This window comes from Croceivirga thetidis, assembly GCF_012272815.1.
Taxonomy (GTDB): domain Bacteria; phylum Bacteroidota; class Bacteroidia; order Flavobacteriales; family Flavobacteriaceae; genus Croceivirga; species Croceivirga thetidis.
Genome location: NZ_JAAWWL010000001.1, coordinates 392,930 through 408,091 on the forward strand (window position 1 = coordinate 392,930; position 15,162 = coordinate 408,091).

Sequence of the window (15,162 nt, forward strand, 5' to 3'; positions counted from 1 at the left end):
GTTCAGTGGTGCAAATATACAACAAAACGTTGGTATTTGCTTTGTTTAGTTGGCCCACTAGGACTCGAACCTAGAATGACGGTACCAAAAACCGGAGTGTTGCCAATTACACCATGGGCCATTAAACCAAAAAGCTTATTTGCTTTTGAGCGTGCAAATTTAATACAATCTTTATTCCCCGCAAATAAATTTGACTGCTTTAATTAGTTAAAGCTTTTGCTAAAATAAGTGTGCCAATCTTCATATTTTGGTAAATTCGCCGCAATTGGCAAAAGCCTAATCACATGTTTGCAGAAAACTTTAAAAAATGGAACACCCTTTTTGGGTGGATAACCTTCGCCATTGCCTTAATTACTTATTTCGTAACTGTTGAACCTACAGGAAGTTTTTGGGATGCAGGCGAATACATAACCACTTCTTCAAAACTACAGGTTGGCCATCCACCTGGTGCACCTTTATTACAAATGATAGGCGCTTTTTTCTCGCTTTTCGCTTTTGGTGATGCAACCAAAATTGCACTAATGGTCAATATGGTCTCAGTGGTTTCGAGCGCTTTTGCAGTTCTTTTTACATTTTGGATTATCACCAATCTTACCCAAAAATTAATTGGACGAGACAATAAGGACTTAAAAAATAGCCAAGCAATTACCGTTTTGGGTGCTGGTCTGGTTGGGGCACTAGCCTTTACTTTTTCAGATAGCTTTTGGTTTAATGCGGTTGAAACTGAAGTTTACGCCATGGCCAGTTTCATAATGGCCCTTCTTTTGTGGCTTGGTCTCAAATGGACAGACAATCTAGATGATCCACGCGGAGATAGGTGGTTGCTTTTAATCTGTTTTGTTGTTGGATTGGTTTTCGGGATTCAATTCATGGGATTCTTGGCTATACCTTCAATCGGCCTGCTTTATTTCTTTAAGAAATACAAAAAAATGGACATTAAAAAGTTCATTTTATCTAATGCTGTAGTCGTAATTCTATTGGTATTGGTTTACAAATTCTCCTTAACCTACGTACTTAAATTATTCGGATGGAGCGAAGTCTTCTTTGTAAACCAGGTTGGCCTTCCGTTTAATTCTGGAACTTTGATAATGGGTCTCTTGTTCGTTGCTGTTTTTTACTTCGCACTTAAATATACAAGAGATAAAAAACTTCATACTGCCAATACGGTTGTTTTGTGTGTAATGTTCTTGATATTAGGATTTTCATCTTGGTTAATGCTGCCTATTCGTGCTAACTCACAAACTGTTGTTAATGAGAACAATCCGGAAGATGCCAGAGCACTTTTAGCCTATTACAATAGAGAACAATATCCTGGTGTTGAAAGCCCCTTTTACGGTGCTTTCTATTCAGATACGTTTGCACCACCTGGTGGAGATATCGATGATAAGCCCAAATATGAAAAGGACGAAAAATTGGGCAAATACATTGTCGTAAATAAATATAAAGATGCCTTGCAAGGGCCAAACGACAAACATGTTGGTATCATGCCGCGCATGTGGAGTGATCAACATGCCGAAAATTACATGCGCTATTTTGGGCGATTGGAATATCGCATTAAACCACAGTATGCAGGCAACACTGATTTAAGAGATGCTGTGCAGCAGTTCGAACGGATGAACTCGGCAGGGCAAATTGATACCGAGCAATATTTAGACTTTTTGCGAAGTTTTTCAGATTATATAGATGTTCAACCCCCTTCCTTTGTTGATAATATTGGGTATTTGTTCGAATTTCAATGGAGTTATATGTACCTGCGCTATTTTATGTGGAATTTTGTGGGTAGACAAAATGATGTTCAAGGCCGTTATGATGGCAATGGTGAATGGAGAAGTGGCATCAAATTTATTGATTCGGCGCTATTTAGAAGTCAAGACAACCTTCCTTCCGATGTGTTGAACAATAAAGCGAGAAACGTCTATTTTTTCTTACCCCTTATTCTAGGTATAATCGGTATCTTTTTCCAGATTTCAAGAAACCCAAAACAATTTTGGGTGCTTTTCGTCTTCTTTATTTTTACTGGTCTTGCCATACAATTTTATACTAACCCATACATCTTTCAGCCTAGGGAACGAGATTATTCTTTAGTCGGTTCGTTTTTTATCTTCTGCATATGGATTGGATTAGGGGTATATGGACTCTTTGAAGAAACCAAAAAACTGATTAAGCCGAAAATGGCGGCCCCGATAACCGCTGCGATCTGCCTTTTAGCGGTACCCTTCTTGATGGCTTATCAAAATTGGGATGATCATGACCGTTCTGGTAGATACACAGCAAACTCAACAGCAAAATCCTATTTGGACTCTTGTCAAGAAGATGCTGGAGCTATATTGTTTACCATTGGAGACAACGATACCTTTCCGCTTTGGTATGTTCAAGAAATTGAAGATTATAGAACTGATGTTAGAATTGTCAACACAAGTCTTTTTGCAACCGACTGGTACATCGACCAGATGAAGAGACAAGCGTATCAAAGTCCCCCCATTCCATCACAATTGACCCATGAAAAATATCGATATGGCACTAGAGACGCAGTATATTTTCAAGGTTTGACCGAAAATCGATGGGACATAAAGGACTTTATGAACTGGATTGGCAGTGATAAACCCCAGACTAAATTCAGAAGTATATTAGAACGCCAAGGGGCCGATTTAAGTGAATACTCGGAAAGCAACTTAGATATAGTTTTCTACCCAACCAATAAAATTCGAATACCGGTCAACAAACAAAATGTATTGGAAAGTGGATTGGTTAAGGAAAAGGACTCTGCATTGATATTGGACTATATCGACATTGATCTTCCTAAAAGTGCTTTGCCTAAAAATCGCATTTTAATGCTTGATATTATTGCGAACAACGATTGGAAAAGGCCCATCTATTTCTCTGGAGGTAGTTTTGACAATGCCGAATATATCTGGATGAAAGATTATTTGCAGATGGATGGATTGGTCTACAAATTGGTTCCCATTAAAACCAAAAATAGAAGTTCTTTTGAAATGGGAAGGATTGATACTGAGTTATGTTATGACATTGTCAAAAAATGGCAATGGGGTAACTCTGGAAGTTCAGAAATTTACCATGACCCGCAAACACGTTCCCAAGGACTTTCTTTTCGGGGCAATATGGCACGTTTGATGGAAAAATTGATAGAAGAAGATAAAATCGATAAAGCCAAGGATGTTATTGATATTGCCATGACCAATGTGCCCTTTGAGCATTTTGGCTTTTACGCCTTCGTTGAACCATTTTTGGATGGCTACTATAAAGTTGGGGAAACGGAAAAAGCTCGTGAGTTATTTGAAAAACTTAAAAAAGTATATCAAGAGCGTTTGGAGTATTATGCGTACATACCAGATGACGAACAATATGACAATCTTGAAGATATTATCGGTGATTTAGAGGCATACCAGCGTCTTGTATTCATGCTCTCAGAAAACGGCGATACCACCCAAGCTGAAAAAGAAAGTTTGATTCTTCAAGACTACATTGGGCTATTTGAAGATTACGTTGAAACTGGGGAAGACTACCCACCAATGCTTCCTGATGAGAATGAAATTATCGGGAAGTCTGCAGCATTTGATACCATTCAGCCTGCAGAAGATTCAGTAGTTACAGAAAATTAGTGAAGATTAAACGTACTCGTTAAGAATACCGATAAGGGTATTGGCATCTTGTTCGCCACTTTGACGCCATACCATTTCACCCTTTTTGTAAATCATCAAAGTTGGTAATCCTTTAATACGCAAAGCTTGGGATAGCTCTTTGTTTTTATCGACATCAATTTTGATGACCTTGCCCTTATCGCCAAGTGCTGCAGCAACATCCTTCAATACAGGATGCATTGCGGTTGATTGTTCGTTCCAATCAGCGTAAAAGTCCAGAAGGACCGGGATGTCTAAATCAATTAATTCACCAAATTTTGACATGCAGAATTCAATTTTCTGACCAAAAGTAACAAAATTTGTTAAAGTTATACATTAAGTTATCGCTTTAGTATTTTGATTCAGGGTTAAATTCGAGTTAAACAAAAGCGAAGTAAAATTTTAGGGTTGCAAACAAAAAAAGCAGCATTAAAAAATGCTGCTTCTAACACATATCACCTAAAAAATCAATTATTTATTACGCTACTCTTGTTAACAAAAGAACACTACTAACTTTAAAGACAAGAGATTAATACTTGATTCTGAAGCTAAATTATGGCAAGGATAATTACCGAAACCGGATTTAAGCTACATGGAACAATGCTATCGGTGAATGGCAAAATTTAAAAGGTAGAAGAATTCTAAGCCGATTTTTTTCTTTTAAGTTTCAATACAGTAATCTCAGGCCAAATTCCAACTCTGCCGGGATAACCAATAAAACCAAAACCTCGATTTACGTTTATAAATTGACCCATTTCATTGTAGAGGCCAGCCCAATATTTATAACGCCATTTGACCGGACTCCATTTTATCAATCCGGGAATTTCAACTCCAAACTGCATTCCGTGGGTATGCCCACTTAAAGTCAAATGAAAATGGTAATCATCAGAAATAACCTCGTCTTCCCAATGCGATGGGTCATGGCTCATCAAAATCTTAAAATCATCTTTGGCAACTCCAGATTTTGCCTTTTGTAAGTCACCGGCCTTTTTAAAACCTCCCCTACCCCAGTTTTCAACTCCCATAAGGACTATTTTTTGACCATCCCTTTCCAAGAAACGATGTTCATCTAGAAGTAGATCAAAACCCATCTCTCTTTGCAAATTCTTCAAATCCTCCAAATTTTGAGCCTTTGCTTCTTGTGACGGCCATTGTGTATAATCACCGTAATCATGATTTCCAAGAACAGAATAAACACCGTCTTTGGCACTTAATTTTGAGAAAATAGCTGCCCAAGGTCGTAACTCTTCACATTTATCATTTACAATATCTCCCGTAAAGAGGATAACGTCACTTTGCTGCTCATTGATTAAATCAACACCATAGGCAACCTTGTCTCGATCATCAAAACTTCCACTATGAATATCAGATATCTGTGTAATTTGATATCCATCAAAGGCTTCAGGTAAATCATCAAATTCCAATTCGTAGGTGAGAACTTTATAATTATACTTACCCCGGTACATACCAAAAAGCAGCGCCCCAAACGGGATGGCTGCTAAACCGAGTCCTATTCCACTAACAAACTTACGCCTAGAAGGAAAATACTTCCCACCTTCCCCTGTAACTCCAGCAATTTTGTTAAACCCATATACCGAGAGACGTACCACATCTTCCAGTAAAAGAAAAAAACCAAGGAAAAGTGCCAATAAAAAGAAGGAAAAAAATACGCCCCCCGCGATAGCTATTTGGCTACGCATAGGTGTATTAGGGTCTGCAGTGACCAACTTGACAATTAAAACCGCCCAAACAGAGAAAAAAGCAATGGCATACGCCCAATGCCACCAAGCGCTCTTAAAAAGGGTTCGAAATGCTTGAAATCCATAAATGGATAAAGCAATATAGATAATTGATAGTATGACTAGAAATCTTGTCATTGGAGTGTTTTTTTACAAAAGTATTTGAATATGAATGAAGCCGTTACGGTTTTGAGTTTATTTAACTGCATTGATGACTTGACGAACAACTTCTGAATCTGTTACTGCAACCTGATGCTCTTGTAAATGTTTTGCAGATGACATAGGTATTTTATGACTTACATTGACCACCTGGCCAAATTTTGAGCCTGACAAATGGATTGCAGAAAGACCAGCTTCTTTAAAAAGTAAAGCATTTGAAAGGTTGATTCCCCCGCCAGCCATCACTTGGACTTTTGACGTTTTTTCTTGAAGCTCTAACAACAGTTTTAGCGCGACATCTGCATTCGGTTGTTGACCAGAGGTTAGAACAGTATCCACACCCAATTCGTCTAATTCAGTAATGGCATCATGTGGATTGACCACCCAATCAAATGCACGATGAAATGTGAATTTCATTGATTTGGCTGCTTCAATCAATTCTGCAGTTTGGTCTCGATGCACGTAAAAATCCTTGGTCAATACGCCCGTCACAATACCATTTACGCCAATTTCCCTGCAAAAAGCTATGTTCGTCTTCATAACCTTCAATTCGGAATCAGAATAGCTAAAATGTCCGCCTCTAGGGCGAATTAAAACATGTATCGGGATTTCAAGTGCTTCCTTAACTAACTTTAAAAGTCCGTAAGATGGGGTCAAGCCTCCAACCCCGAGTTCTGAACAAAGTTCAATTCGGTCCGCGCCTGCCTTTTGGGCATTTAATGCTGATTCCAATGAGTTACAACAGACTTCTACTAGCATCCTATTAATTTTTACACTCCTTCAGAGGCAGAAGTCCAAAGATAGGAGCATTCAGTTCAAATCGGTATCTTGAGTACAAATATTCCAACTATATGAACAGACGAAAATTCCTTAGAAATTCGAGCTTGGGTAGCGCAGGTTTGGCCACTGCCACAGTTTTGACATCTTGTAAAAATGAAACTGATAAAAGTATCGACAATACAAAAGAAGCAAACAAACCGATAGTGGTCTGCACTTGGGATTTCAAGAACGCCTCAGCCAAAGCATGGGAAGTATTGAATGGGGATGGCAATGCTTTAGATGCCGTGGAACAAGGAGTCCGGATAGAAGAGGCGGATGTTAGCAACGAAACGGTTGGCAAAGGTGGTCGGCCAGATAGAGATGGTAATGTGACCTTAGATGCTTGCATTATGGATAAGGATGGAAACTGTGGCTCTGTGGTATACCTACAAAATATCGCTCACCCCATTTCGGTTGCACGCAGAGTAATGGAAGAAACACCGCATATCATTCTAGCTGGAAAAGGTGCGGAACAATTTGCCTATGAACAAGGTTTTAAAAAAGAAGATTTACTTACAGAAAGCACCAGAGCGCAATATAAAGAATGGCTGAAAACCTCAAAATATGAAACCACCATTAATATCGAAAACCACGACACCATTGGCATGCTAGCTATTGATGGCAATGGTGATATTGCTGGCGCTTGCACCACTTCTGGCATGGCATACAAGGTTGCCGGTCGAGTGGGTGATTCACCCATAATCGGTGCAGGCCTTTATGTTGACAACGAAGTTGGGGGAGCAACAGCAACAGGAGTCGGAGAAGAAGTGATCCGGACTGTTGGCAGTTTTTTGATTGTAGAATTAATGCGACAAGGCAAAACTCCGCAAGAGGCCTGTGAAGAAGGAGTAAAGCGTATAATGAAAAAGAATGAAGGTCGGAAGGATTTTCAGATTGGTTTTCTGGCCATCAATAAAAATGGCGAAACTGGAGCCTATTGTGTTCATCCTGGATTTAGCTATCGTAAATATGACCCAACAGGTCATGAAAACGTTCCTTCTAATAGTTTCTATAAAAACACGGAGGACCACATAATTTCATGATTGGTCATTTTGTTGATTAGTCTTTAAAAATCACTCTTGATTCTGATTTCTTTTTACCTATTTTTAGTTTTGGTCATTCTGTGAAAATATCAAAGACCACATCCTAACTTTAAAAACATGTCCGAACAAAAAAGACTTTTCCTTTTAGATGCTTATGCTCTGATTTTTCGTGGGTATTACGCACTGATAAAAAACCCTAGAATCAACTCAAAAGGCATGGATACCTCTGCGATAATGGGTTTTGTCAATTCGCTTTTTGATGTCATTAAAAGGGAACAACCAGACCATCTTGCAGTTGCATTTGACAAAGGGGGAAGTGTGGAACGTACTGAGCTTTTTGAAGATTATAAGGCAAACAGAGATGAAACCCCTGAGGCGATAAAAATCGCAGTGCCTTACATTCAAGAGATTCTTACGGCTATGAAAATTCCGGTTGTGGAATTGGAAGGTTACGAAGCCGACGACCTCATCGGTACTTTGGCCAAACAAGCGGAAAAAGAAGGCTACAAAACCTTTATGGTAACCCCTGATAAGGATTTTGGACAGTTGGTCTCTGAGAACATTTTTATGTACCGCCCCGCTCGTATGGGCAATGGTATTGAAATATGGGGCATACCCGAAGTACAAAAGCGATTTGGAGTGCAACGACCTGAACAGGTAATTGATTATCTCGGAATGATGGGTGATGCCAGTGACAACATACCAGGTCTGCCAGGAGTAGGTGATAAAACTGCAAAAAAGTTCTTGGAGCAGTTTGAGTCTATGGAAGGTTTACTTGCAAATACCGATCAGCTCAAGGGCAAAATGAAAGAAAAAGTTGAGGCCAATGCAGATTTGGGCCGTTTATCGAGAAAACTTGCTGAAATAAAAATAGACTGCGATGTCACTTTCAATGCCGAAGATTTCGAAATGTGCGAGCCTGATGCTGCAGCTGTACAAAAGATTTTTGAAGATTTAGAGTTCAGGAGATTAAAAGAGCAATTCATTAAAATTTTCTCAGGTGAGGTAGAAACAACAACCCAAGTTACAAGTACCCCAACCGCAAAGCAAGAAGCCAAAGTAGCTGGCAGTGGTCAATTTACCTTATTTGGAGGTGACCCCTCAGAGGCTGCAGCGACAATTAAAGATGTCAACAGTAGAAAAACGATTAGTGATATTCCCCACTTCTATCAATTGGTTGAAGACGGCGTTGCCATGGACCTATTTTTAGAGAAATTAATGAGGCAAACTTCGGTTTGTTTTGATACTGAAACCACCTCAATTAATCCATTGGAGGCAAAATTGGTAGGAATTGCTTTCTCATGGTCGGCGGGCAAAGGTTTTTACGTGGCATTTCCTGAATCTATGGAAGCAGCATTGGAACGCATTGAAAAATTCCGTCCTTTCTTTGAAGCAGAGCATATTGAAAAGATTGGACAAAATCTTAAATATGATGTCAAGGTGCTTCAAAATTATAATGTACATGTAAAAGGTAAACTCTTTGATACGATGTTGGCTCACTACCTCATCAATCCTGATATGCGTCATAATATGGATGTGCTTTCTGAAACCTATTTAAACTACACACCAGTATCCATAACTGAATTGATTGGTAAAAAGGGAAAGAATCAATTGAGCATGCGCGACGTACCATTGGAGAAGCAGACCGAATATGCTGTTGAGGATGCTGATGTAACCTTTCAATTAGCACAACACTTTCGCCCTGAACTATCCGAAGCCAAAACCGATAAATTGTTTGATGAAATTGAAGTTCCGTTGCTACGCGTATTGGCCGATATGGAGCGTGAAGGCATTAATTTGGATAAGGGTTTTTTGAACGAATTGTCAGTTGAATTGGATAAGGATATCAAATCCCTAGAATCAAAAATTTATGAGCAGGCAGGGGAAGAATTCAACATTGCCTCGCCTAGACAATTGGGTGAAATACTTTTTGGCAAGATGAATTTGGTCGACAAGCCAAAAAAAACCAAAACTGGTCAGTATTCCACGGCTGAAGACGTGTTGTCCTATTTAGCAAAAGATCACGAAATCATTCAGAACGTATTAGATTTCAGGGGACTTTCAAAACTCAAAAGCACATACGTAGATGCACTCCCAAACGAAGTTCAAAAAAACAGTGGTCGAGTTCATACCGATTATATGCAGACGGTAGCAGCCACAGGCAGGTTGAGTAGTAACAATCCTAATCTGCAAAACATTCCTATCCGCACTGAGCGCGGCAGGCAGGTGCGAAAAGCATTTATTCCAAGGGATAAAGACCATGTTTTACTTGCAGCAGATTATTCCCAAATAGAATTACGAATTATTGCTGCTTTAAGTGAAGAAGACACGATGATTTCGGCCTTTAAAAATGGTGAGGACATTCATGCATCGACCGCTTCAAAAGTTTTTGACGTACCAATTGACGAAGTCACACGTGAACAGCGTAGTAATGCAAAAACAGTAAATTTTGGAATCATTTATGGTGTTTCGGCTTTTGGATTGAGTAATCAAACAGATCTTAGCCGTGCAGAGGCCAAAGAACTCATCGACACCTATTACAAGACTTATCCTAAACTCAGAAATTATATGAGTGAACAAGTTGATTTCGCTAGGGATAATGGTTATGTACAGACCGTTTTGGGTCGTCGTCGCTATTTAAAGGATATTAATGCAGGTAATCAAGTAGTGCGAGGAGCTGCGGAGCGAAACGCAGTGAACGCACCAATTCAAGGTAGTGCCGCTGACATCATCAAAATAGCGATGATTAATATCCACAAAAAACTAGCTGAAGGGGAGTATAGGACTAAAATGCTACTTCAAGTACATGATGAATTGGTTTTTGATTGCTACAAACCAGAACTTGAAGAAATGAAGGAGCTTATAAAAAACGAAATGGAAAATGCCTACAAAATGGCGGTCCCATTAGATGTAGAAGTTGGTATTGGTGAAAATTGGTTAGAAGCACATTAAGCCCAATTCAAATGAGCCAAGGTTTTCAAATCTTTCTGTTTTTCTTGCTTGCATTAAGTTTCAATGTCACGATTTTTTCACAGGAAAAAAGGCCGAATATCATTTATTTTTTAGCTGACGATTTAGGATATGGAGAAACAGGTACATACGGGCAAGAGAAAATAAGAACCCCAAATATCGATGCTTTGGCAGCATCGGGCATGAAATTTACCCAGCATTATTCAGCAGCCCCTGTTTGCGCCCCAGCACGCTACATGTTACTAACCGGTCAACATGCGGGCCATGCTTATATTCGAGGGAACGATGAATGGAATGAACGAGGTGATGTTTGGAATTACACCGCTATGTTCAAAGATTCGTCACTCGAGGGACAACGACCAATACCAGCGGAAACGGTTACACTTGCAGAACTACTTAAAACCAAAGGTTACATTACAGGTATATTCGGAAAATGGGGATTGGGTGCCCCACAATCTAAAGGCGACCCCAACAACCAAGGTTTTGATGAATTCTATGGTTACAATTGCCAACGCCAGGCACATAATTTATACCCAAGTCATTTATGGCATAACCAGACAAAAGTGGTGCTTAACAACAAATTAATCGCCCCTCATCAAAAATGGGACAGTCTCAGCAATCCGAAGGGGAGTGGATTTTTCGAGCAGTTTATTCAAAAAGATTATGCACCAACCTTAATACATGAAAAAGCACTTTCATTTATAAATAATCATAAGGAAGAATCCTTTTTCTTGTATTACGCCTCACCCCTGCCACATTTACCCTTACAGGCTCCATCAGATTTGGTTGATGAATATAGAATAGTATTTGGTGAAGAAGAGCCATACATTGGCGACAAGGGGTATTTTCCTTCAGAATACCCGCGTGCCACCTATGCCGCAATGATTACCCATTTAGACCAGCAATTGGGAGAATTGGTCGCCAAGTTGAAATCTTTGGGGCTTTTTGAAAACACCTTGATTATTTTCTCAAGCGATAATGGTCCAACGTATACCGGCGGTGTTGATTTTGATTTTTTTCAAAGTTCCAAGCCCTTTGAAAACGGCTATGGCAGAACTAAGGGGTTTGTTTATGAAGGTGGTATTCGCGTACCAATGATAGCAAATTGGCCCAGCAAAATAAAAGCAGGCACTACAACAAATCACATTTCGGCTTTTTATGATGTGCTACCCACAATATGTGATGTAGTCAATATTGAAACACCTGATGAAATTGATGGTTTGAGTTTTCTACCGACTTTATTGGGGAACAATCAACCTGAACATGAATTTCTCTATTGGGAGTTTCCTAGTTACAACGGCCAACAGGCTGTAAGAAAGGGTAAATGGAAAGGTATCCGAAAGAATATTTTTGAGGGAAATCTGAATTTAGAACTTTATAATCTCGAAGAAGACGAGCAGGAACATACTGACGTATCAGAGAAATTTCCTGAAATCATTGCACTAATGGAAGAAATTATGGGTCAACAGCATACGCAAGCATTAAATCCCAAATTTCATTTTAAAGAGCTGGGCGACAACTGATACAAACAGGTATTACCCTGCGTTTTTCGTCCTAATAATCCCTAAATTAATTTTCCAAAAAATAAAAAAGGCACCTGAAAAGGTGCCTTATCGCTCGTTTTTAATTTGAATTAAAAACCCAATGCCAATTTGAATCTTGATTTTATTGTTTTCTTTTTAGCGGCTTTTTTTGATGCTTCTCTCTCGGCATGTATAAACAAATCGATTGAAAAAGGATAAGTCTGCCACATGCTCGGATAATATCTTTGATTATTCTTCATATTTATACGTTTAGTAGATATTCCTTTCATTTAATTTTTGAGGCTATAATTAATAGCCTCTGGCCAATCGAGGTCTTTGGTTGCCCTCTTTTCTAAATAAATCGGTTATACTCTTGAAATAGCTGCTCAATTTGAATGGGGCAAAATCAAACCAAAACTTTAATTCTAAAGGCTGACTCCCATCAATGATTAGGTTGTTTTCTATTGTAAAATCCAAATGGTCATAAGAGAATACGTCTTCGACCAAACCATCATTATAGGTGAACTTATTTTCTTTATTCAAATAAAAACGAAAGGTTGTATACGTTCCAGAATTTAGGTTTACACTTTTTCTTGATCGTAGAAAATTACCTGATGCCATGCCTTGAATTTTCAATGCACTTTGACCTGGAAAGTCTAAAATATGATGTTCATTGCCATGAATATCAAATGCGGCAAATCTGTTAATATTCAATTCCATTTCAGAAACCCCAAGTTCTGCTACCATCTGGTTATTTAGTATCACTTCTTTGATACGTCTACCGTTTATGTCACCCTGAGCTAAAAAACCGAAGTTAAATGGCATTGGTGACCAAATAGTGGGATAAAATGTCTGTTTTTTCATAACACCGTATTTAAAATACGATGCAAAATTCCGATGGTTTTAAAATGCCAACATCGATAGAATTATCCAATTTCTATGGTATTTTACCCCGAAAAGGTGATTTTAAGACTTCTTTTGGATAAATAATTTCTAATCAGCCAATTATGGTCACCATTTTAAGCAAGCTCAAAATAAATTACTACAATCTGTTTCTTATTTTAGTATAAGTTAAAATTCAGGTGTGAGGCATTTAGTTCTTGGGGTATTATTCCTTTTATTAGTTTTTGGTTGCGACGAAAAAAAAGCGGAGGTTTCTGACAAAGATTTAACCCTTGCACCTAACCCAACTCTAAGTTTTAAACCCAATATTCTTTGGATAGTAGCGGAAGATATGAGTCCTACTATTCCATCTTTCGGAGACAGTACTATAGTGACCCCTCACCTCAATTGGCTCGCAAAAGAAGGTGTTTGCTACGATAATTTCTTTAGCCCACACCCCGTTTGCTCACCTGCTAGGGCTTCAATTATTACAGGAATGTATGCCAATAGTATTGGAGCGAGTCACATGCGTACTGGCCCATGGATGCACGAAAATTTACCAAAACACATCATAAAAGGATATAAATCCCTTCCAGAGGAAAACATTCCTTATGAAGCAGTGCCCCCAAGTGATGTTCGAATGTTCACAGAATATCTTCGCCAAGAAGGATACTATTGTACCAATAATGCCAAGGAAGATTATCAGTTTATAAAAACGATGACGGCTTGGGATGAAAGTAGTGGAAACGGACATTGGAGAAATCGACCTCCAAACAAACCTTTTTTCTCCGTTTTCAATATTGGGGTGACCCATGAATCCCAAATATGGGCAAAAGCCCTGGATTCCCTATGGGTTGAAGATGACGCGGAAGTCCCTGTTCCACCATATTTGCCGAATACCAAAGTAGGTCAAAAGGATGTAAGAAGAATGTACTCGAACATTCTTGAAATGGATGAAAAAGTAGGCTCTATTTTGGCAGGACTGAAAGAAGATGGACTTCTAGACAGTACCATTGTTGTTTGGTATACCGATCATGGCGGACCATTACCACGACAAAAGAGATTGCTTTATGAAGGCGGAGTAAAGGTTCCCATGATTATTCGATTTCCTGATAAACAATTTTCTGGCGAACGAGATTCACGACTTATCAGTTTTATTGATTTGGCGCCCACAACACTTTCATTAGCAGGAATTAATCCCCCAAGTCACATACAGGGCAAAGCATTCTTAGGTGAGTATATGCGGAAAACAGAACCTGAATTTGTATTTGGAGCTGCAGACCGATTTGATGAATTCTCAGATAAGATTCGTTCCGTTCGGGATAAACAATTTAAGTACATCAAGAATTACGAGCTTGATAAACCAGTATATGCAGATGTGGCTTATAGAAAGAACATGCCCATAATGCAAGAATTACTGCGTTTGAAAAAAGAGAATAAACTCACGGCGGCACAAGCGCTATGGTTCAAAAATCCAAAACCAAAAGAGGAACTCTACGATTTAAATGCTGACCCATTCGAACTGAAAAATCTGGCGGGAGATGAGGCTTTCAGTGAAAGATTACTTAAAATGCGGAAAGCATGTGAAGATTGGGTAATCGCAATAAATGACCAAGGGCTGCTAAACGAACAGGACCTTATCGCCGAATTTTGGCCGGGCGGGGTACAACCGATAACAGCAATACCGAAATTTCAAATCGTGAGTGGTCAACTTGAAATTTCATGTGACACTAAAGGAGCATCAATAGGATATCGTATGAAAAACGATTCAATCAACGGTTGGAAAATATATGAAGCACCTCTAAAGGATACTGGGAATCATGAAATTGAAGCCATTGCACATAGATTAGGATTCGAAAGGAGTGAAGTAGTCGAATATTCAGGTCAAGAATAATTCTCCCCTATTTGTTCCAATACCCTTAAAAAGTTCTCAAATTCGTTGGCATCCAAGTTTTTTATGGCATTTTTTCGTAGTCTTTTAGCTTCTGGCAAAACAGTCTCAATAAGCTGGTGACCCTCTTTAGTGAGTTCTATTTTAAAGCGCTTTTGATCCCCTTCGAATCGAGTTTTTTGCAACCAACCTTTTCGCTCCAATCCCCCGATAACCCTCGAAATTGTAGCGCGATTCCTAAAATTGGACTGAACTATTTCTCGCTGCGAAGCATCTTCACCCATCTCATAAACTTGATGTAGAATTACCCATTGTTCAATGGTCATATCCACACCTAATTCTTCAAATGTTCGCAGGTAAGCTTCTTGAATTTTACGTAACACCAAATCTAGGTGCAACCCTATTCCCTGTATTTCGTCAATTTGATTCAGCAATTTTTACCTAAAATTTTATTTCTAAAATGTTTTCGTGTTCCAAAAATAACTATTTTTGTTGCAT

General features: G+C 38.9%; 11 protein-coding genes and 1 tRNA gene. 5 read left to right on the forward strand and 7 right to left on the reverse strand.

Annotated features, from left to right (window positions below):
* Positions 1–49: 49 nt before the first annotated feature.
* Positions 50–121 (reverse strand) — tRNA-Gln (locus HCU67_RS01735).
* 163 nt (positions 122–284) lie between these two features.
* Here HCU67_RS01735 and HCU67_RS01740 point away from each other — a divergent pair.
* Positions 285–3,620, forward strand: coding sequence for a glycosyltransferase family 117 protein (locus HCU67_RS01740; protein WP_168550887.1), 3,336 nt, complete (start codon positions 285–287; stop codon positions 3,618–3,620).
* 6 nt (positions 3,621–3,626) lie between these two features.
* On the opposite strand, the gene HCU67_RS01745 is transcribed toward HCU67_RS01740, so the two are convergent.
* The 3 genes from HCU67_RS01745 to HCU67_RS01755 all read right to left on the reverse strand — a co-directional run bounded on the left by HCU67_RS01745 (position 3,627) and on the right by HCU67_RS01755 (position 6,295).
* Positions 3,627–3,923 carry a thioredoxin family protein gene (locus tag HCU67_RS01745; protein ID WP_168550888.1) on the reverse strand — a complete coding sequence of 99 codons (297 nt, stop codon included), beginning with the start codon at positions 3,921–3,923 and terminating at the stop codon, positions 3,627–3,629.
* A 356-nt stretch (positions 3,924–4,279) separates the two neighbouring features.
* On the reverse strand, positions 4,280–5,515 hold the full coding sequence (locus HCU67_RS01750; protein WP_168550889.1) for a metallophosphoesterase: 1,236 nt from the start codon (positions 5,513–5,515) through the stop codon (positions 4,280–4,282).
* A 57-nt stretch (positions 5,516–5,572) separates the two neighbouring features.
* Positions 5,573–6,295 (reverse strand): copper homeostasis protein CutC, encoded by a 723-nt coding sequence (locus tag HCU67_RS01755; protein ID WP_168550890.1) that lies wholly within the window; start codon positions 6,293–6,295, stop codon positions 5,573–5,575.
* Positions 6,296–6,387: 92 nt separating this feature from the next.
* Between HCU67_RS01755 and HCU67_RS01760 the strand changes: the two genes are divergently transcribed.
* From HCU67_RS01760 to HCU67_RS01770, 3 genes are all read left to right on the forward strand, one after another.
* Positions 6,388–7,398: an isoaspartyl peptidase/L-asparaginase family protein gene (locus HCU67_RS01760; RefSeq protein ID WP_168550891.1), complete on the forward strand. Its 1,011-nt coding sequence runs from the start codon at positions 6,388–6,390 to the stop codon at positions 7,396–7,398.
* 117 nt (positions 7,399–7,515) lie between these two features.
* Entirely contained in the window at positions 7,516–10,350 is a 2,835-nt protein-coding gene (polA, locus tag HCU67_RS01765) for a DNA polymerase I (protein ID WP_168550892.1), read from the forward strand.
* Between the two features lie 11 nt (positions 10,351–10,361).
* Complete coding sequence (locus HCU67_RS01770; protein WP_168550893.1) at positions 10,362–11,891, forward strand: arylsulfatase; 1,530 nt, start codon at positions 10,362–10,364, stop codon at positions 11,889–11,891.
* 110 nt (positions 11,892–12,001) lie between these two features.
* Here the strand turns inward: HCU67_RS01770 and HCU67_RS01775 are convergent, their stop codons facing one another.
* The gene (locus tag HCU67_RS01775) at positions 12,002–12,151 is read right to left on the reverse strand and encodes a hypothetical protein (protein WP_168550894.1); all 150 of its coding nucleotides are present in this window, start codon (positions 12,149–12,151) and stop codon (positions 12,002–12,004) included.
* Between the two features lie 49 nt (positions 12,152–12,200).
* A complete protein-coding gene (locus HCU67_RS01780; protein WP_168550895.1) occupies positions 12,201–12,755 on the reverse strand; it encodes a hypothetical protein in 555 nt (184 codons plus the stop codon).
* A gap of 220 nt (positions 12,756–12,975) precedes the next feature.
* Here HCU67_RS01780 and HCU67_RS01785 point away from each other — a divergent pair, with 220 nt between their 5' ends.
* Positions 12,976–14,667, forward strand: coding sequence for a sulfatase-like hydrolase/transferase (locus tag HCU67_RS01785; RefSeq protein WP_168550896.1), 1,692 nt, complete (start codon positions 12,976–12,978; stop codon positions 14,665–14,667).
* Here the strand turns inward: HCU67_RS01785 and HCU67_RS01790 are convergent.
* Positions 14,658–15,098 (reverse strand): MarR family winged helix-turn-helix transcriptional regulator, encoded by a 441-nt coding sequence (locus HCU67_RS01790; protein ID WP_168550897.1) that lies wholly within the window; start codon positions 15,096–15,098, stop codon positions 14,658–14,660. The genes HCU67_RS01785 and HCU67_RS01790 overlap by 10 nt on opposite strands.
* Positions 15,099–15,162 lie beyond the last annotated feature (64 nt).

Bases quoted from the DNA above. Each gene is read 5' to 3' on its own strand.
- HCU67_RS01740 (WP_168550887.1), top strand. From the start codon at position 285: ATGTTTGCAGAAAACTTTAAAAAATGGAACACCCTTTTTGGGTGGATA.
- HCU67_RS01745 (WP_168550888.1), bottom strand. From the start codon at position 3,923: ATGTCAAAATTTGGTGAATTAATTGATTTAGACATCCCGGTCCTTCTG.
- HCU67_RS01750 (WP_168550889.1), bottom strand. From the start codon at position 5,515: ATGACAAGATTTCTAGTCATACTATCAATTATCTATATTGCTTTATCC.
- HCU67_RS01755 (WP_168550890.1), bottom strand. From the start codon at position 6,295: ATGCTAGTAGAAGTCTGTTGTAACTCATTGGAATCAGCATTAAATGCC.
- HCU67_RS01760 (WP_168550891.1), top strand. From the start codon at position 6,388: ATGAACAGACGAAAATTCCTTAGAAATTCGAGCTTGGGTAGCGCAGGT.
- polA (WP_168550892.1), top strand. From the start codon at position 7,516: ATGTCCGAACAAAAAAGACTTTTCCTTTTAGATGCTTATGCTCTGATT.
- HCU67_RS01770 (WP_168550893.1), top strand. From the start codon at position 10,362: ATGAGCCAAGGTTTTCAAATCTTTCTGTTTTTCTTGCTTGCATTAAGT.
- HCU67_RS01775 (WP_168550894.1), bottom strand. From the start codon at position 12,151: ATGAAGAATAATCAAAGATATTATCCGAGCATGTGGCAGACTTATCCT.
- HCU67_RS01780 (WP_168550895.1), bottom strand. From the start codon at position 12,755: ATGAAAAAACAGACATTTTATCCCACTATTTGGTCACCAATGCCATTT.